Source organism: Pseudoalteromonas sp. H105 (assembly GCF_001469215.1).
Lineage (GTDB): Bacteria > Pseudomonadota > Gammaproteobacteria > Enterobacterales > Alteromonadaceae > Pseudoalteromonas.
Window position 1 is genome coordinate 337266 of the sequence record NZ_LOFH01000003.1, and the last position, 20152, is coordinate 357417.

Consider the following 20152-nt stretch of genomic DNA (forward strand, 5'->3'; position numbering starts at 1 on the left):
TAGTCTAGCTTGTACCTTGATGCTAAACGTTAATAGTTAGCATAAGGTACAACAGGGGTTCCAGGGAATATCATTTCAGTGTAAACCGGTTTGAAGTAATATCTAAAATAAAGCTGGCCATAATTTGGTTCATAAAAATCCGCACGGTCGAGGTTAAAAAATCCGCCAAAAAACCAGTGAGGGGTAAATCGGTATTCAAAGCTTCCACCTAAGTTATATGAAATGCCTGAACTTTTATCACCTTCAAAGAACGGGTTGACACCCGTAATAGCTTCCCTTTGTATTGCTTGAGCTTGTAATAGAGAGTCATTTGGGAAAAACTCATTGCCATCATTGGTGGTTGTTGACCACGACACACCTGCACGTAACCTATAGATAAAATCATTTGTTAAACGATGATCGAAGGTAATAGGCACAGAAGCGCCAATATAGCTTTGTGGACTGTAGTAGCCACCATGGCCGTAGGTCTCTTCACTTAAATTGTACTTATATGACCAATGTAATAAGCTGGCACCGATGGTTAATTCAACATCTTTTTCTTGTATGTAGCGATTATATGCTCCACCCATAATGCTGTACTGCTGGTTATCTTTAACATTTTGCCCCTGCAGAAGCTGAAAATCGGTAGAGCCCCAAAACCCCCACTCTAATCCGAGATCGTGTGATACATTTAAGCGCAAGCTGGTTGCTCTAACGCCCCCCCAAACTTGGTTTGTAAATACATCTTCAAGGCCTGCGTAAGATAAAACAGAACTTGTCACTGGGCGTTTATTGAATGTTACACTGTAGCCGATGTCGCCAATACTATTTTTATAATCGATGCCCCAGACAAGATCTTCAACTAAAAACCCCAGCGGAGTCGACCCAATGTCAAACCGCCATGTCTCATTTTCCCATGCGAGACCTATATCAATCCCTTCTTGCGCTGGTTTAATACTGTTTAAGGGGCAGTCTAAAATACATAATGCGCCCTGACCGTAACGGCTACCTGAGAATGTCTCATCAAACCGCGTTTCTTGGCTGGTGACTTTGACAGGATCGAGTTTAATTATTGCCAATCCATCCCATAATGGAAAGCCTGCTTCAATAGGGATAGAGCCTGCGCCAAAGGTCGATTCATTTTGTGTACTTGTTTGGCTACTAAAGTTAATACCAGCTGTGATATAAGCTTGGTTTCGTTGCACCATAGAGGCTAATTCGCGTTTAGCGTTATTTACATACCAAGGTGAATCATCATCTAACGCATACAGCTTATAGTTAAGATCAGGGTCATTGGTTGCTTTTATACTGCTATGCGGCTCAATAGCCTCTTTGTACCAAGTTTCAGCATAAAAAGGCTGTGATTTACTTTGCGCAACTTGCGCGGCTTGATAATACATTTCTTGATTATAGTCAGATTTAACCAATAAGTTTTTTGCCAAATCAATGGCATTGCTTTTATCATCTAAGTCGATGAGTGCTGTCATTAAAATTTGTTGCTGATAGGTCTGATCCGCTTGAACATTATTGACTAATGACGAAATGATATTATCAGATAACGCAGTTTCACCTTGTTCCCGGCTAATTTGCGCGACTGCAAGCTGAGTGTCTGAGGATAACGTAGTGCCTTCTTGACGTTGCTGTAAATATAAATCAATCGCTGCTCTAGGTTGATTGAGTTCTATATTTGTCGCAATGATAGCTTCTATCACTTCAGGGTTGTTTGATGAGTTTATGGCTAGTTGATTTAACTTATCAAGTCGTTGTTGTGTTGGATTGAATTTATTAATGTATGCAACTTGCAATGATAACCAGCGAGCCTGCTCATCGGCTGTTGCAGGTTGAGGTAACTGATAATCAGCAAACCATTGTTTTGTTTGTGCCTCGTTATCATTATCTAGCAGCCACTCCCCATAAGTCATATGCCAGTATGGGCTTAACGAAGTATCTCGTTCTAAAGCTGTTTTTAGCTGCTTGGTGGCATAGTGCAACTCATTTATTTGTTGCCACTGCACGGCAAGTTCAGCTTGCATGAGTGGCGTTAATGGTTGAGCCCCTAACTCTGTTAGGTTATAAATTATGGTGCTTCTAGCAATACCGTTATTATTTTCAAGCTGATTAATTTTTGCGTTAACGTTGAGCTGTTGAGCAAATTGTTCAACTTCGTCAGTTCTTGCATTGTTTGGAATATACTGAAGGGTATTTAACGCGCCTTCATAATCATTAAGAGAACTGAGAAATATCGCGTGGCTGTATCGCAACTCTGCATCAAGCGGGAATTGCCATAAAGTTCTATTATATAAAGCTCTTGCGTGGGTATTTAAACCTTGTTGTTGGTACACATTTGCTAAGTCATAGTATAACCAGCTTTCTCTAGGTGTTTGCTTAATAGCCACAAGCAACAGTTCAACGGCTTCATCTAACAGCCCTTGCTCGGTTAGTGTGGTTGCTCTTTGTCGCAACTGTTGGCTTTGAAATGCCGTGTACTCTTGGGCAATTGCTTGTTGTTGAGCTCGTGAAAGTTGGTAATAGAATTGATTAATTCGTTCAAAATTATTATCAACACTTAACACTTCTAACATACCACGCAGTGCTGAATTACTTGTAGGGTCATTCGCTAACACCTTGTTGTAATAATTCATGGCTTGTTGGTAGTTACCTTGTGCTTTAAACACTTCAGCTCGGTAGTAATTAACGGTATCAGGGCTTTCAGCTAAAGTGTCAGCAAGGTCAAGCTTAAGTCGGGCACGTTTAAACTGCTGCATATTTAAAGCGAGTTGTGTTTGTTCTATGTATTGCCAAAATTTGGCTGTTTTAGCTAAGTTTCTATAAACAGAGACAAAATCAACTTCTAATGTACTACGTTGTGCTTGTTTGAAGTATTTATAGGCTTTTTCATTTCTACCTTGGCGAAGGTTCAGTAAGCCTAAACTATTCAATATTTCGTGATCATTAGGCCTTCCCTTATTAGCCCTAAGTAGTAAGCGCTCAGCCTTTATGTATTGCTTCTTTTCAAGTGCATCAGCACCTCGTACCCAAAGCTTGTAGGCGGGATCGGCTTGTTTTATTAACTCGTTTTTTAAATCATTCTTAAAATCAGAAAACTGCAATTTCCCTTTGCTGCTATTAGGGTAGTGGCTTATGTAGTCGCGATAGGCCAATAGCGTTTTTTCATTTATTGGCATATTTCTTAACGCATCTAGCCAAGCAAACTCTGCTGCAACACTGTACTGATTACTGTGAGAGTAGTGAGTATAGATATCAAACGCTTCTTGATTATATGGGTCACGTTTTAATAAATGTCTTGCATAGGCAATATCATACCGGCCAATACTCGGATAACGACTGCGCAATGACCTGTAGCCTCTGAGTGTCTGCTGCCAATTATTTGAATCAATTGCAAGCCAGCCAATATGTTCGAATTCATATTCAGAATTTGGATAAACAGATGAAAACAAACTATCGTATATTTTAATTGCGGCAGGGTATTGACCAGCCTTAGCTAATAAGCGGGCTTCTTGGACTCGTTGCTTATCTTGGGTGCTTATTTTAGCAAATACTTTCAACTGCTTAACGCAATGTTGGGTATTATCCAAGGCACTAAACTGGTCTATGATAGTGCGTGCTTTGCTTGGCTTATTTAACGTTAAATAGACACGAGCCTGAGCACACTTTGCCAATACGTTATTGGGCGCGATACTCATTAGCTTATCTAAACTGTCTGTCATGAGTAATGTGTTCTGCTGAATTTCGCCTAACTCTATTTGACTCACTAACCAGTTAATTGATTGCGTATCTAAATCTTTTTTTGGCTGTGCAAGCACAGCCGATGATGCGAAATAAAAGGTACTTAACAGTGAAACACCCAGCAACCTTTTTAGCGACATTCAGTGCTCCAATGAGGCATCAATTTCCCCATTTCATCAATAGTGAATTGCTTGTTGATGGCACTTGTACCGAATAAGTAAAGTACACTATCGTAATAACGCTTTGTGGTAAATGAGGTGTCAATCATTAGTTTTTGCTGAAGTGCAGTAACGGTCTCATTTTCGTTATAAATAGCTAATAGTGGCAATAATGCAGCATCAAACCCACGAGGGCCATACTTTTTTACTTCCCCTGTCTTAGCAAATGTATTTAATGGGGAACCAGAAAGCCGAACTACATGGTCTGACATTGGTTTAAATTGCTCAATTAACTCGTTTCTGTACGGTGCGTCTTCAGCCATCATACTGGCCCATAAATAAACGCGAATAGCATTATAGCTACCTAAGTCAGGCGTGGCCTTGTCATAATAAAATCCCTTAGCTGGTTGATACATTACCCAGTCAGGGCTAACGCCTTCTTTGCTCGTATCAAGAATCAGCTTTGCAGAGTTATCATGTAATTGCTGCCAAGGTGAGTGTGGGTACAACTGACTTAGCTGACGTAAGATAAACAAAGGTGCGTAACTAGGATTGAACTTGTATTGGTCATTTGGATATTCAAAACCATTTGGTGCAGGTAATAAAGATAGCCCTAAATTAGGTATATAAGCTGTTTCTTCACGCATAATGCGTTTCGCCATTACCGCTGCGAGAACACTATAACGCCTATCTTGCCAAAGCAGAGCGGCTTGAGAAAGTGTGTAAGCAATCCATAAGTCTGAGTCTGATGCAGGGTTAGAATCTAAAATTGATTCTTGGCCAAGTTCATTAATACCCCATTGCCAAGCTGGAAGACGGGTGCTTAAGTCTCCTTCAGCGAGGTTTACCTCTGTCCAATTGAGCAATTTATCAAACGTTAAACGATCATTGGCAATTAATGCAAAAAATAATGCGTAAGATTGCCCTTCTGATGTTGTAATTGATTGTTTACTGCCCAGGTCAATAACGCGACCTTCTGCAGTGATAAAATGCTTTTTAAACGTTTGCCATTGCATCCAGGGCTCGCATACCGTTTGTGCAAAGCTGGTTGTTGAAAGCAATAAAAAAGCCAATAATGAATAAATTTTAATGCACGTACTTTTCATTATTCGTCTCCTTCAGATAAACGTTTTTGAGTTAAAATACCGAGTAAGCGCCAAAGTAAAAAGGAGATAAGCAGTAAAATAAAGATGGATAAAAAGGCCAACACAAATGGGTGATCTGAGAAGTGGAACCAAATTAAAGTGTGTATAGGGACTTGACCAATATAATAAAGATCATCTGTGTTGACTGTTTTTATTCCTTTAATACTTATCACCGTGGCACTGCCTTTTATTTGCGCCGTAATACTGTCGTTGATAAGAGAATCACTCAGTAGTTTATAAGCATTATCGGTGGTTGCAATCATTGATACGACGGAACGATCGGAATTGAACGGTGATTGATAACCCGAGATGATGCCTAATTGGCCTCTACTATTGATACTTACATTTATTTTATCGGGCTCATTATCATTGTAAGCACCATTATAAAGTGCTTGATTAACGATACGTTGGTTATTTTTCAGTAGTACACTAATAGCGGTATCTTTTGGTAGCTCAGAGTTAAGTGCATCTGGCTTACCAATAATGATCAAATCTTTGTCTGACAGGTCTAGGCGACTCGCTGGAAATTCAATGTTCAAGCGGTGTGCTGGGTACCCCGTTATTTGCCCCAAGTGTCCTGAGAAATTGAGCAGTAACTCTATTGCTTGTGCTGAACTATTTGGTTCTATAATGAGGGTTGTTTGATGTAAATCTGCATACTTTGTAAATGGAAAGCCGCTATTTGCAAACACCTTTAGATTAGGCATGGCAATGTAATGATGAAAACCACTCACGTCTATTGTAGAGCTGCCATCAATAACACCATACTCTCCACCTGCAGGAATTGCGCTGCACTTACCGGCTTTAACAACACCAAAGTTAAAATCATAAGTAAGTTGATTTTTCTTGCTGAGGTCTAAGCCCGTTAATTCAAAATCGCGCTGGGTATGAGCCATATTTTTATCACTAAGCAATGGCATAAACCCGTTTGACTCAACCATTTGTGAACTATCCGTCGCTAATACGAAACCATTAATAAACTTACCGTTAATAAGCATGTTTAAACGCGAAAGTAATGCGTCATCGGCAGGCGCATTACGATAGTGTAAGTCAATCGGAATACCTTCCTTACGCCATGTAAATAGGTCTGGGGCAAAGCGAACATCAAGATTGACAGGGCGTCCCTGAATACCTTGAGATTGAAGTTGATTAGGGTATTCAACGAATTCTTCAAACGCAACGGGTCTATCAGAGCGAACCCATCTAGGGGCATCATAAGCCTTTCTCAGTGGCAACTCGTTGATTGCGTTAACGCTGGCTGTTCGCCCCGTCATTACTTTATGGCCGAATGCTAAACCAATCGCCGCTTCTTTTAACTGACTCGTATCTTTACCTAAAATAAGCAAAATCTTTGCGTAGCGATTAATTGGACTCGAAATAATTTCTACGGTTGGTTTTTCTACATCAGGGTAATCGAGCAAAAAGTCTGGTTTGTTAGCATTAGTAGCAAAGACGACGCTGTGCTGAGTCGGTGTTTTATTAAACGCTACTGGGAATGTTGCTTTTCGCCAATCAGCTTTCGCTGAAAACCAACTAGACAATGTAGCCGCTGCCTCTAGGGTGTTTTTATCTGTTTTGGAAGTAAAAATAAACGGCAGCTTTAATTGCGTATAATCCCGCTCATCAAAAAATGGGGCTGGGAGATATTCCAGCAAACTCTCAAGTGCTAATGCTTGTTGATCGAGCGTTATAGAGCTATTTTGGCTCAGCTCTGTCCAAATTGTTTTGCTAAAATCATCTTGGCAAATCAAATCGTAATAGCCCACTAATTCAAAACGCACTTGGTTGAAATCTTTTATGTATTTTGGGTTTAGTTCAATGCTATGTGTTGCTAATGATTCTATCTTTTTATTGTGGTCATTAATTGGCATGACCGTTATTAGATTTTCGTTAAAATAAATTTTTAAATGTGAAACTCGACTAATTAATGCCGGGGAATGACTATAAGAAAAGTTGAGCGCTAACTTTTTCCCAATTTTGTCTAGACGGTTTGTAAAATCAACCGTTGTTTTGTTATTGATACCATCTAGTTTATATTTATTGACCCCCAAACGCTTAAAGCTAAGAGTAAGGCTTTGTGTTGGTGATTGCTCAGGATACCCTGCATCAAAAATGCTTTTATCTGCGAGCGGTTCTGATGCGCCAGCAAAAAGAGCACTGCATAATGCGAAGAGTAGGAAAACAGGTTTAAATATAAATTTAGTCATATTGGTTATAATACTTTATTGGTTTTTTTGGTAATAACGACACTACAAAGTTAATTATGTTGGCCATTAAAATTATAAATGGTTTGAATTGACTTGGCGCATGGTAAATCAAATTAGTAAAGCCTCTCAAGCTGGTAATAAAGACGTGTTTAAAGCTATATGAGGGTCTATCGTGTTTAAAGTTTTCTTGCCAATCTATCCATGCATCAGCTCTTGAGAAAGTACACTGGATAAATGCTTTTTGTTTAGCTAAATCAAGATCTCGCAAGGTTAAACCTATTTGGGTTTTTCGAGTGTTACAAATAAACGTTGGGAATGAAAATTGTTTTTTGCCTCGGCTCATCAAGAGCTCTACTTTATCATTCTCTCGGCAGGGGTGCTCACTAATAGTTTCAATGCCAACGCCACTGTCAGAGTAATCTGTAATTTTAACCTTAATTGTTCGACCATTCTCTAACCTAATAGCGGCAGGGAAATTGGCTTTTATTCGATGAGAACTACGTACTTGTTTTGCTTCTGCTGCAACGGCAACTGCCGCCCCTAAAATGATGATGTTATAGCTAACCCAAATCATGCTAATAAGTAACACGCCTATTTGTGACACATCACCAAAAAGTAAGCGAAAAATAGCGTAACACATGCCAATGACATTAATTAATAATAGCACGATATAGGGCTTGGATATTAGCCAGTCATAACGGGCGGTATCGTTTAAACCGCCTTTTTCAGTAACATTAAACTTTCCTTTATTCGGGTTTATTAACGCCACTGTGGTCGGTTTTAATATGTACCATGCCAAAACAGACTCATAAACTTCTCCCCAAAACGAATATCGGTACTTACCCTGCACTCTGGAGTTGGTTATTTTTACTTGCATTAAAGTGGGGACAATGTATAAAAATATAGCAAAAAATGGTGCGTAAATAATGTAAGCGTTGAAATAGATTAATGCCAGCGGGGCTGTTAAAAATACAATGCGAGGAATACCTGATAAAAAGTGAAGCATCGCATTTATGTAGCATAGACGTTGTACTAAACTGAGCCCTTTGCCGAGTAGTGGGTTATCAAGTCTAAAAATTTGCGCCATGCCTCGGGCCCATCTAATACGTTGGCCAACATGAGCGGATAAGCTATCAGTCGCAAGCCCTGCAGCTTGTGGGATATTGATGTAGGCTGTTTTATAGCCTTCCCGTTGCATGCGCAATGCTGTATGGGCATCTTCGGTAACCGTTTCTACCGCGAAACCACCAATATCATCTAGCGCTTTGCGCTTTAAAACGGCGCACGAACCGCAGAAAAAGGTCGCATCCCACATGTCATTACCATCTTGAATTAATCCATAAAACAGCATGTTTTCATTTGGGATTTTGCGATGATTATCAAGGTTTCTTTCAAAGGGGTCTGCAGAGAAAAAGTGATGGGGCGTTTGCACCAAACATACTTTTTCATCAGCCATAAACTGACCCATGGTCATTTGCAAAAATGAGCGGGCAGGGATGTGGTCACAATCAAAAATAGCAATGTACTCACCATCAGTGTATTCCATTGCATGGTTCATATTGCCTGCTTTTGCGTGACTATTATCAGGCCTATCTAGGTACCCAACCCCAATTTCTTTTGCTAACTGTGCAAACTCAGGGCGTTTACCGTCATCTAATATATAAATGTTAAGCTTATCTGCAGGCCAGTCAATACTTTGCGCGGCAATTGCGGTGGGTTTGACAACACTTAACGGTTCATTATAGGTTGGAATATATATATCCACAGTCGGCCACTTAGCCGTGTCACCGTCCATCGGTATTGGTTTTCGTTGCAGTGGGTTTATTGTTTGGAAAAAACCTAAAATAAGGACTAACCATGCATACGTTTCTGCAAGTAAAAGTCCCATACCTAAAGCTAGCGCTAAGGGGTCTCCCCAGTTAAGTGTATCGGTATAACGCCACCATAAATAGCGTGTTGAGGTGGTGACCGATAGGGTGATCATGGTGATTGTGGCTATTTGCCCTTTAACTCGCCTTAATGAGTACGCAACAATTAATATCAGGCTAATATAAATAGCTTGTGCTTCAAGGCTAAAAGGGACTGTAATAAAAACAAAAACGGTAAAGGCGATAGTAAAGTACAACGTGATTTTAAGCAGTTTACTGTTCCAGATTGTGGCGCGTCTTACGCGTTGATAAGATTGGTTTTTTGAGCCAATTCGAAGCTTCAACCAGAGTTTTTTAAACAAACGCGTCAGCTTCTTATCTATTAAGCGTACAAATCGAACTATTTTACTGATTAACTTGGTACTTTTTTTTATGGCCGTCTCAGGAGGTTGGTGCTTTGTGGACACTTGAAATATTGCTAAGTAGATGCTTTGTAATAAAACTCTAATAATATTAGCGGGTGTTGAAATCGGCTCTGAAACGTGAGGGTATAAGTGTTTCAATTTGTTTTTTAAGCGTTTTTTATTGCTGTTATCAAGTTTAAGGAATAACGAAGTGAACAACAAAATAAAAGGCATTAACATAGCGCCAATCGCACTGACTTTGTGGTGATTAAAATAACTATGAAATTTAAACAAAATAAAGCGCACTATTTTTTTTGTAAAAAATAGGCTTAAGATAGCAGTAAAGAGCTTTTCCGTTAGGCTTACTTTGTTATGGCGCTTAGTCATTATCAGCCGCTCTCGTGACTAACCAACTAGCGAGCGTTTCGAAGTCATCATGGGCGACGCTGAAAGGAGCACAGTTTACAGCGACATTTCTAAAAGCGGTGGATTCTTTTACAACTTCATCTTTGTTAACATGAACAGGCGCAAGTAAGGGGGTTTCAGATTGCCATACTTGAAGTAAATCTGACTCGAGCTCACAGGCAGAGTTGTAGTTATTTACTAAAAAGTAATGTTGCCATTTTTTTGGTGATTGGTTTAATTGAAGCAGACGTCTGTAAATAAGGCTGTGACAAATCGCATCACAATTTATAACTTCTAAAACAATATCATGGGATGATAAGTTATAATTTTGTATATCTTGATGTGAAGGGCAATCAAATAAAAGCCAAGCGCTGTCATTTATTTCAAGCTGCTGAACGGATTCAATCGTCTTTTGAGTACGTTGTGTGCTGGCAGATAATGTACCGAAGGGTAAAAATATGACGCCGTCATCATCAATGTGAAACTCATCCAGTGCACTTTCAAACGACAGATAATTACTCCAACCAGAAGTGTGTTCCCACGATAGACCGAAATGAAGCCCTAAGTCACTTTTAGGATCGAGGTCAATAGCAATGACATCTTCATCTGATTTTCTCAATGCGCAAGCAAGGTTTGCAACAATCGATGTTGCGCCAGTACCGCCTTTAATACCTTTTATAAATATTTTCTTCATGATTTATATAACAGTCATTTCGAAATCATGTTTAAGTCGAACATAGCACTAGAGCGCGATACATCACTTAATAAAGGGTATTTCTCAATTATTTGGTTATTTTTTTGCACATCAACAATTTCAATATAAGATGAAGTTTTGCCGCCAAATCGATTTAATAAATTATCAATATCATATTGTGTAAGGATATTTGACTTTTTAACTGCAAACACATTCATTAATACTGTCTCTTGTAAATAAAACGCTATAAATTTTGTTTCAATATGGACTTAGTTAACATTATATATAGAATGTTGGACAAAACTAGTTAAAAGTATTTTTTATAGGATAATCACGTGCCTAATTTCGATATAGAGGGGTTGCCCAGCTCATTTTCTGAGCTCAAAAACAGTGCAACATACATATTTTTATCCCCTCTCGATAATCAAGTAATAGAGTTTGCCTTACAGGCTATCTCGAGCACTTCGTCAGCGCATATGTTTATTTTATCATCCCAAATCGAGCTGTTTTATGAATCGCCTTATGCCATTAATTTAAATACTTTGCATGAGAGAGGTAAAGTACACTCTTTTTCGTTTGACTACGCAGTAGCACAAAAAAAGAAACTTAACTTTACGAACAACTTGCTCAATGAGCTTAAAGTGTATGATGAACTAGTTGGCTCTTCGGTGATTCTACACATTCATACCGATTTATTTACTCGCCACACTCAGGCACAGTTAGCTGAACGCTTGAAACATTATGAAAAGTTCGCAAAAAAATATCAATTGACATTTATTTTCATTATTACAGGGATTGAAGTAGCACAAGTACGTAGAGATGTGCAGGTCTTGAATAAGTATTTTGATGGCATTATTTATATTTCGAATGACGCAGCTGTACGCAGTCTTGAGTATGACTATTGGAGCTACAACGAAGGGGTAAAGGCCGGTGAATCTGTTCAGCTAGAAGTATATGGTGAACGGTTCAGAGCGGTTAATAAAACCGAGTTGGCCGAACAAAACCCTCACCAAAATTTTGATGAGGACGACGTTTGGTTAGTTAAAACAGCCGTACCAGAGGGCACTAAGTTACCTGTGTTTTATAAAACACTCGCTGATAACGAAGCGCTTTTTAAACATGGTAAAAAAGTGAAGGCTGCTACATTGGTGTTTGCTGTTACGCGTTACACCGATTTAGCAACTTTAGCGAGCCAGTGTTTTTCGTTAAGAAATCATTGTGGTAAAAAACTGAAATTAGTGGTGCAAAATGTAGACGGTATTATTCGGCACCAAGACGAGTGTTTGTTCTTGACGTTAGGTGTTAACCTTATTTTATATAGCTTCTCGGAGCCTTCTCGTTTGTTGTCACAGATTCAGTCAATTCAGGGTTTCCAATTTTCAAGGCCTTTGCCTAGTTCGATTGAAGAGGTCTTAAAGTACTCCGAAAGCTCGCTCGCGAAAGGGTTTTTACCGCTCAATGAGTTTGCAAAGCAGGTATTAAATTACAGTGACTCAGCTTCGAATATGGGGGTTAGTGGTGTATTAGTCGTCTTGCGATTATTACCTCGTATTGATGCGATTCACCCATTGCAACTTTTCCATGTAAAACGAGAGGGGGATGTATTTAGTACCGTTGATGATCAAGTTTATTTATATTTGCATGCATGTCGTGAACACGATGTTGAAAACGCGATTAAACATTTGTTTAAGTTAAAAGTGGCTGATTTTTTTGATTCAAAAATAGTTATCGCCGATCACTTTTTTATACAGCAAGAATGTAGACGTCTAAAAAATAAGTATGCGGCAGTCGAAGTACCAGATTATACAATGCAGTTACAGGATAATACCCGCCATATATTCGATAAGCGTCCCGCAGATACTGCAAAAGCAAAGGTTGATTCACCCGAATTTAGAAAAGTGACTCGGCCTTTTGCAACCCGTTGCCTAATGAGTTTGAAGGATTCAACGAAATGAATTTAAATCAGTTTTTCATTACTTTTTGTGTGGCACTAATTGTTGGGGTTATTTTAAGTAACATAGCAAAAATAGTGTTTACGCACTTTATGAAATTTTATCGAAAATTAACATTCAGGCATGTACTACTTAAGCCCTATAAACCAAGTATTAAAAAGAAGGATAAAACGTGAAGATAACAGGGTTAGGTATTTGGAATGTCTATTTTTTAATTAAAATAGCGCTCTTTACTCGCGGTGAAATTTCATTTCATTTTTTAGAGAACTTAGCGTTTTTTACTTTTCTAGCATTGTCATTTAACCACACACTATTACAGCGTATTCAGCAGGTGCTGGCAGGTGTATTTGCTGTTGTATTGTTTTACTACGATTCATGGTTACCGCCAATTTCTCGATTATTAAAGCAAGTTGGTAATGTGCAAGACTTTAGCTTAGATTATTTTATTGAAATAAGCGCACGTGTGGTCAGCCTTGAGTTGTTTTTAAGTCTCTTCATAGTGTGTGTATTTTACCGATACACTCATCAATGGTTACGCTATACCACGCTTTCATTAGTCGGGTTTGGCTATGCTTATTGGCTGGCTTCTGCCAGTGTTGATATCGAACCTGTTTTACATCAAGTATCACAAAAGCAATTACGGGCTCCTGCTAAGGAAGTGGTTGATGTGGGTGATTCACTTTCACCTCAACAACAGCTTACACGTTTCTATCAAGAGCAAAGCCAATTAACCAGTGTGTTCCCTGAGCAATTACCAGAAAACCCCTTTGACGTATTGATCCTTAACGTTTGCTCTTTATCAACCGCAGATTTAAATGCAATTGATGTGGCGCCACGCGATCTATTTAGTAACTTTGATGTACTGTTTAGTGATTTTAATTCAGCGACTTCATACAGTGGACCAGCTGCAATAAGATTATTAAGGGCAAGCTGTGGGCAAACCAGTCAGCCACAACTTTTTGAACCGGTCCCAGAACAGTGCTACCTATTTGATAATTTAGCAGAACTAGGTTTTGACACCTCTGTTGCAATGAATCACGATGGCCACTTTGATGATTTTAAAGGATTGATCAATGCATATGGTGGCATTAATATTCCGACATTAAATTTTGCGAATTATTCACCTTTTCAATTTGGGTTTGATGGTAAACCAATTTATTCAGATCAAGAAGTATTAACCAATTGGCTTTCCTCTCAGACTGAAAGCATTACACCACGTGCGCTTTATTACAATACGATTAGCTTGCATGATGGTAATCAAATTGCTGGTTACGATCGCATGAGTAGCCCGCAAAGCTATCCTATCAGGCAAAAGCAGCTGTTTAGAGATATTAATCAGTTTATTAATAAACTTGAGAATTCAAAGCGCAATACCTTATTGGTACTTGTGCCAGAGCATGGTGCAGCGCTTGAGGGCGATAAAGTTCAATTTTCTGGCTTACGAGAGATTCCAACTCCCAAGATAGTGTCAGTCCCAAGTGCGATTAAGTTTATTGGGCCTAATATATCTCATACAGGTCTAATAGAAATAACTGATTCAACTAGTTATTTTGCTTTGTCAGAAATTATTAGTCGTGCACTGCGAAGTAATGTATTTTCAGGAAACACATCAATTAGATCTTTACTTGAGGATTTACCTCTTGCTCCTAAAGTGGCTGAGAATGAAGACACAATAATGATGTATATCAACAAGCGACCGTATATTCAGCTCGATGGTGGAGAATGGACCTTGTATCCCCAGGGCTAACCTGTTCTATCTTACAGAGTCAGGCGTTTTATTCAGTGTGGTCTGTAAGGTATGAACAATAAGGAATGAAGGGGGTTATTTAAAAAAATCGGGCAATGAAGCATTGCCCGATTAATTATGTTAGTCACTATTAATTACAATAGTTACCGTCAACAAATGTTAAATCGTTTAAATGTGATGGCCCTTCCATGACGAAAGTTGCCTCAGCGGTGTTCTGGTTTAACTGATAGATTCTCGCATTTTCGCCACTTTCGCGACCTGATATATAAATCGCACCATCATCTGCGATAGCGATACCTGATGCCCAATTTACATTATGTTCACCAATTAAAGACAGCTCCAACGATCCCTGATCAACAGTGTATAGTGCTTTACCTGTTAACACATACAGCACATTATTATCTGCAGAATATGCAATATCACCATGAGAGAAAGAATCACCCGGGTAAGTTAATTTTCCTAAAACTGTTTTATCACCCGTCGCTAAATCAAAATCATACATGTATGTTTTACTCGTCGCGCGAAGGGTCAGGCCATCAGCGCTCATTGCAGAGCGATAAATCGGGTATGATGTAGCAGGAGACACTAACGTTTGCTGGTTGCTAGCAAGATCAAGCGATAGAATTTGCGATGTTCTTGTCGATTTGTCTAACTGCTCCATAAAATAAAGCACGCCGTTATGTGAGGCGATATTCGAGGCTGTGTTATTTAAACCTGCCACTTTAGAGTAAGTGTGCGTGTCTGTGTTGAAAAAGTAGACATAACCTTCCTCGTTAGACCCAAAGTTATTTATGCCATATAAGCCTGAGGCACAAGCCGTTGATACTTTAACATCATCAATAAAGGCACCGTAAGAATCAGATTTCCCAGCACCAACAAACTTAAGTTCTGAGCTATTTGAGTTCGCTTTTACAGTGTAAGTATACTTCTGCCAGCCTCGGCTTGTTGCGTTTAATGTATCAAGCAGTTCACCATTCCAGTAAACTTCAGCTTTATTTGTTGTTTCATTACCATCCCAACGCGCAGAATAGTAAAAGCTTACTTCATAGTTTTGTTGGGCTTGCGTTTCAAGTGTTTGGTACACACTATAATTAGCCGTTGAATCGAGTTCGATATACTGGGTACCATCTTGTGAAGGAACGATGTTAAGTGCTGTTGTTTGAATTTCAAACTTTGCATTATTAGAACGTTGCCAGCCTGGTACTTTGTTGAATAAGCTCCAAGTTCCTGAAACTTTTGCTGTATCTTCAAATGAACCATTTACAACTAAGTTGCTGCTGGCCATTGAAAAGCTAGATGCTAGGAGCAAAGGAAGAGCAGCAAGCTTAAAGGTTGAGTTTTTCATAACGTATCTCCTACAAGATAACTAGTAATGCGTTTGTTAACATAATGTTTAACTTAATATACTACTATTTTGCTATTTTTTGGCGCTTTGGTCAAATATAGCGGACTCGGAATTTTCGTATTATTGTGTTGGATTTTTCTCTTATAGGTATTAGTTTACGCGAATCATGGGCTTAGAAATTATTGGCAAAGTAGCACGGTACTTACCGTTTATTTAACAGAAATTTAGTGATGGTTATATTTAACCTGAACTCAGGTTAAAAGATGTACTAATAAATTGATATTACATCACAAATATATTTATTATCCAGAATTTAGGTTGTTTAATGAAAAAAGTATAGGTGGTTGCAAAAAACCTAATGATAAAAGCGTTAAATAATGCATAAGCGTTATTTATTTTTTTTATTTGAGAAAGAAAGCCACCCAGGTTTCTGGTTTCGGTTTAGCTTACCAAGAATTTCAATCGCTTTTTCCAGCGTTATACGGTTATTGGCAATATCTTTATAAACACGAGTTGCAATTTTTTTACGTTTCACTGCAGCGCCCGCCTCAAGGAAGGACTCAGCGACTTGAGTAGCGAACCGTTTAATTGCACTTTTTTGTTTTCTGACTGATTGGTCATTCTTTGTGTGCGCGCGTTTACTTAAGCGCTCAGTAATATGCTGAAGTTCAGCCTGGCTATACTCATTTTGTGCGTGATGGGCTTTTTTGATCTGACTAATTGCATTATTTAAATAGGTGGCTTCAAGTTCTGAAAATTGATTAATGAGTGACAGACGCGTTAACGCTTGCCTAAATTGATCCGTTGAGCAGCTTTCATCAAGTAATGTTGCAATATTGTCGTAAATGCGTTGCCATTGCTGCCAGCTATAAACGTAACCGAGGCCTGTCCCTTTAATGTTCTGCATCCCTACAATAACTTGATGGCAATTGGGCCTAGCATATGTCGATAATTCAACAGTCAATTCGTCGGCAGTAATGTGAGAGTCATCTATGAGTACACATTTACTTTGTGCAAGGCTGAGCAATGCCTGTTTTAATTGGTGCTGACTCTTTTCAATGTTTTCTAATAAAGGCTGGATTGTGTGATAGCAAAGATAATGCTCAAATACATCTTTTAAGCTTGCTTTGCGCTCTGAGTTCAAGTCAAAACCGTGTTCTTTAAACCATGTATCTAATAGGGTTTGGTTGGTTACTCCTGCAAGATCATCTGCTGTTAAAGTCGATTGTAATGCACTATTAAATAACGCAATAAGTGAATCTAAGTGTTTAATACAATGCAGTTGAGTGCATATAGACTCTAGTTCTTGGCAATCGTTATTTTTTATTACACGCTCTAAACGCGCAGTCAATGCTTGAATATAGTAACTATAAAAACCATCTACGTTTGTGCCTATCACGACCATTTTATCAAATGGTAAATCGTTAGCGAGAATTTCGGCAAACACTTTAGAGCGAGCAACACGGTCATTGCGATTATTTATAAGGGCTATGGTTTGTTTTGTTGGGTCGTTTGATAATTCAAATAAGTTCAAACGTTTCCAATTTTCAAGTGTCGCTAAACGTTCATTGGCAGACATACTATTAACAAAAGACATACTGAAATCATTAAATGGTGTTGCTGTAAAATGCTGTAATACACCGATGTCAGGGACGATACGTTCAGATGTTTCCTTAAATACAAAGTCTTTATCTAAGCCAATATGTGCCGCCATTTTGCACACTAATGCAATATTGTCAGGGTGCTCTTCGTAAGGATAAAGTGCTTTAATATCAGGGGTTATTTGATAACCATCCCCCCAATGTACTTGGACAAGGGTACTTTTCTTTGTCGTTGCATCTTTTTCAAGTATGGGCATCATCGTTTGCTCACTGGTAAATACCAGATTATTTGGTGCAATAAAGTTAGCCATTTCTTTAGCAACATCGATACCTGTAGGCCCTAAAATGTCTTCGTGGTCAGGGTATGCATTGGTAATAGTCGAAAAATTATCTTGCATCCATTGGCGTAAAATTCTCACGTATCGTGGTGTTAATCCCATGCATTCCCATAAAAAAACATCGGCTTTTACATTTTTAGCAAAATGTAAAATATCGCTTTGCTCCCAAATACTCGCTTTATCAAAAGGCCGAAATATAGGCACTTCAAATTGTTCGCCATTTGAACGCGCAAAAATCATAGTGGCTTCACAACCCGTTGTTTTAGTGATAACTTTAAGTGCTAAGCCGCTAAAAAGAGCTGCTTTGAGTCTTTCAGTGCCTGACTTGCCTCGTGTTCCCCAACCTCCGATGCTAACGGGTATTGCTTTACGATCTCTTTTTATACGTTGACTAACGCGAGCATGGCGCCCCCAAAAATACAAGATAAAGCCCACAACAAAGAATATTAGCTGGCCAATACTATTTTGATAAATAGAATATAAATATTCTTTAAAGCTAATCCATACATTTACAAGTAATGGGGAAACGCTTAACTTTTTATAAAAGCGGCTTATGCCTTCTTCAACTACAAAGTGACAACCAAGTTGTTCACCATACGCCTTAAACTCGAATTTGAAGCCATTTCTCTCGAGCGTCGTTAAGTAGTTTTTCTGTTCAATATCGTTACCTTTTCGCAAATTATCGAGTTGTTCAACGTTGAGTGACAACCAAATGTACGTCTTTAAGCGTCGAAAAATCGTTGTAGGAGGGGTCACGCATAAGATACCGTCAGGTGTGTATGTTTTAGCTGCTTGTTTAATATCGTCTTGACTTAAAACGGATAATAAAAAATCAGGTAAGGGAAGGTGTGGACGTGTTGAGTGCTCTTTATCATTAAATAGCGGCTCACCCGGAACTGCGGTTGTGCTTATTTCAGCAACCGTGCAGCTAGGAACGTGCATGAATGCAGAGGGCTTTCGCGCTACACTGTGGTTAAAGCTTTGACGTTTATCAGTACTTGGGTTTCGCCATTCATGAACAAGCCGCCAAATGCGAAACGCGCTGTGATAACCATGACTAATGTGCCAATGATGTTTTTTATGACTAACATTATAGCCTTCATTTTGCTGCGCCTTACGGCTTAGTAAGCGCCCTAATAACTCTTCATCTAATGCCTTTTGGTCAATCATTGTTTTATCAGATTGCGGGAATGATTGTTCGAGAAAGGTCATCATATTTTGGTGTGAAAATGCAACCAGTTGTTCGCGCGTGCGTGTGATGTATCGACGAACAGCTAGACTTGGTTCTTGGTTTAGTTGATCATTTAAACACGTTATAAACTGTTTGAAGATTACGTCTGGCTCAGTTGTCTCAAGCTGTAGATTAAGCATTATTCTAGCACTGAGCTCTAAGGTTAAACGTTTAATGTGTATGCTGTGTTTGGACCTTAATAATGTTTTCCATAACGTGAAGGCGAGGCCATCTGAAGTCATGCGTGCACTGCTTAATTGTTTTACTAACGTAAAACGGACTGAATCTTCAGTTTCGTGCTTGAGTCGCTCAGAGATCAGTTTTTGTAAAAATGGGAGATCAAAATACAGTGATTGTTCAACAACACTTTGCCTTACTCTTGGATAAGTGTGCCAAGCAAGCCGCTGCAGTAAATCTTCACAATGCTTTGTTAAGTTTAATTGGCTGACTAATATTTTTGGTAGAGCGGCTAATATAAATAAACGTTGCCCATCTTTGAGCTGAAATTGATCTTGGTTTTTGATGATTTGTGCCATAAACGCACGAATGTAAGTGGGTCGTTGGTGAATCAAAATTTCTAAGATATCTAAGCGAGCTAAATGAGGCGTATTTGGTTGCTCTAGCGCTAAGACGAGTGTTTCCACTAAATTTGCACTCAGTTCATGTTCATCCACCGTGTTATGAATAAGTTGTACTTGATTGGCTAGCGCGCGATATAACGCATTCTTTACATGCTCGCTTTTTGTTTGTGACAAAATATGGAGAAAAAAGCCTTCTAAACCGAGGGATTGCCATGCACTTGAAATATTTTTTTCATCGTTTAGTAGGTAGCGATTACTCAAATCGCCTAACTTACCAATTAAAAACTTTAACGTTTGTTCAATATCGGCAATGCTGTCTTGGTAACGGTTAATGACCGCGCCTTCGTCAAACCAACGAGAGAATGCTTGTTTGTCTTGTTTTAGTTGCTCTGCGGTTGCGCCCAACTGTTTTGCGTAATCAAGAATATGGAACTCCCGCTCAGCACGTATTTCAGCGTGATTAATCCGTTCAATAAATAACAGATAGCCAGCATCAAGTTGTTGAAGGCTTTGTTGCTTTTGCTCAACTTGGTGACGCAGAAATCCAATGGATTGGCGCAGTAACCAATCGTTCTCATTTTCTTGCTCAGGAATATTTTGTAGTAGCTCCCATTGTGCTAAATCATCAACAAGCTGGCGGTATTTTTGGCGATACAGATCGAGCCAAAAATTGGCAATATCAGCAAACAGCAAATGCTCTAAACGCTGCTTTAATTCTTGTTTGTTCATTTTTTTATTTACAGATGCCAT

Annotated in this window: 10 protein-coding genes; 2 read left to right on the plus strand and 8 right to left on the minus strand. The window is 38.9% G+C overall.

Annotated features, from left to right (window positions below; translation table 11 throughout):
* Positions 1-29: 29 nt before the first annotated feature.
* From ATS75_RS07760 to bcsR, 6 genes are read right to left on the minus strand one after another with little or no spacing between them, the layout of a single operon-like run.
* A complete protein-coding gene (locus ATS75_RS07760; protein WP_058559873.1) occupies positions 30-3866 on the minus strand; it encodes a cellulose synthase subunit BcsC-related outer membrane protein in 3837 nt (1278 codons plus the stop codon).
* Positions 3857-4990 carry a cellulose synthase complex periplasmic endoglucanase BcsZ gene (gene bcsZ / locus ATS75_RS07765; protein ID WP_058559874.1) on the minus strand — a complete coding sequence of 378 codons (1134 nt, stop codon included), beginning with the start codon at positions 4988-4990 and terminating at the stop codon, positions 3857-3859. The genes ATS75_RS07760 and bcsZ overlap by 10 nt, the downstream gene beginning before the upstream one ends.
* Positions 4990-7236, minus strand: coding sequence for a cellulose biosynthesis cyclic di-GMP-binding regulatory protein BcsB (bcsB, locus tag ATS75_RS07770; protein ID WP_058559875.1), 2247 nt, complete (start codon positions 7234-7236; stop codon positions 4990-4992). The genes bcsZ and bcsB overlap by 1 nt, the downstream gene beginning before the upstream one ends.
* Positions 7229-9895, minus strand: coding sequence for a UDP-forming cellulose synthase catalytic subunit (gene bcsA, locus ATS75_RS07775; RefSeq protein ID WP_058559876.1), 2667 nt, complete (start codon positions 9893-9895; stop codon positions 7229-7231). Before bcsA ends, bcsB begins: the two co-directional genes overlap by 8 nt.
* Positions 9888-10607 carry a cellulose biosynthesis protein BcsQ gene (gene bcsQ, locus ATS75_RS07780; RefSeq protein ID WP_058559877.1) on the minus strand — a complete coding sequence of 240 codons (720 nt, stop codon included), beginning with the start codon at positions 10605-10607 and terminating at the stop codon, positions 9888-9890. The genes bcsA and bcsQ overlap by 8 nt, the downstream gene beginning before the upstream one ends.
* 14 nt (positions 10608-10621) lie before the next feature.
* Entirely contained in the window at positions 10622-10825 is a 204-nt protein-coding gene (bcsR, locus tag ATS75_RS07785) for a BcsR/BcsP family cellulose biosynthesis protein (protein ID WP_058559878.1), read from the minus strand.
* A 117-nt stretch (positions 10826-10942) separates the two neighbouring features.
* On the opposite strand from bcsR, the gene bcsE reads away from it, so the two are divergent.
* Positions 10943-12562 (plus strand): cellulose biosynthesis protein BcsE, encoded by a 1620-nt coding sequence (bcsE, locus tag ATS75_RS07790; RefSeq protein WP_058559879.1) that lies wholly within the window; start codon positions 10943-10945, stop codon positions 12560-12562.
* A gap of 169 nt (positions 12563-12731) precedes the next feature.
* On the plus strand, positions 12732-14306 hold the full coding sequence (gene bcsG / locus ATS75_RS07795; RefSeq protein ID WP_058559880.1) for a cellulose biosynthesis protein BcsG: 1575 nt from the start codon (positions 12732-12734) through the stop codon (positions 14304-14306).
* Positions 14307-14436: 130 nt separating this feature from the next.
* On the opposite strand, the gene ATS75_RS07800 is transcribed toward bcsG, so the two are convergent.
* Entirely contained in the window at positions 14437-15651 is a 1215-nt protein-coding gene (locus ATS75_RS07800; RefSeq protein WP_058559881.1) for a DUF642 domain-containing protein, read from the minus strand.
* A 388-nt stretch (positions 15652-16039) separates the two neighbouring features.
* The gene (locus tag ATS75_RS07805) at positions 16040-20152 is read right to left on the minus strand and encodes a poly-gamma-glutamate synthase PgsB (protein WP_235591149.1); all 4113 of its coding nucleotides are present in this window, start codon (positions 20150-20152) and stop codon (positions 16040-16042) included.

Bases quoted from the DNA above. Each gene is read 5' to 3' on its own strand.
- ATS75_RS07760 (WP_058559873.1), bottom strand. From the start codon at position 3,866: ATGTCGCTAAAAAGGTTGCTGGGTGTTTCACTGTTAAGTACCTTTTAT.
- bcsZ (WP_058559874.1), bottom strand. From the start codon at position 4,990: ATGAAAAGTACGTGCATTAAAATTTATTCATTATTGGCTTTTTTATTG.
- bcsB (WP_058559875.1), bottom strand. From the start codon at position 7,236: ATGACTAAATTTATATTTAAACCTGTTTTCCTACTCTTCGCATTATGC.
- bcsA (WP_058559876.1), bottom strand. From the start codon at position 9,895: ATGACTAAGCGCCATAACAAAGTAAGCCTAACGGAAAAGCTCTTTACT.
- bcsQ (WP_058559877.1), bottom strand. From the start codon at position 10,607: ATGAAGAAAATATTTATAAAAGGTATTAAAGGCGGTACTGGCGCAACA.
- bcsR (WP_058559878.1), bottom strand. From the start codon at position 10,825: ATGAATGTGTTTGCAGTTAAAAAGTCAAATATCCTTACACAATATGAT.
- ATS75_RS07800 (WP_058559881.1), bottom strand. From the start codon at position 15,651: ATGAAAAACTCAACCTTTAAGCTTGCTGCTCTTCCTTTGCTCCTAGCA.
- ATS75_RS07805 (WP_235591149.1), bottom strand. From the start codon at position 20,152: ATGGCATCTGTAAATAAAAAAATGAACAAACAAGAATTAAAGCAGCGT.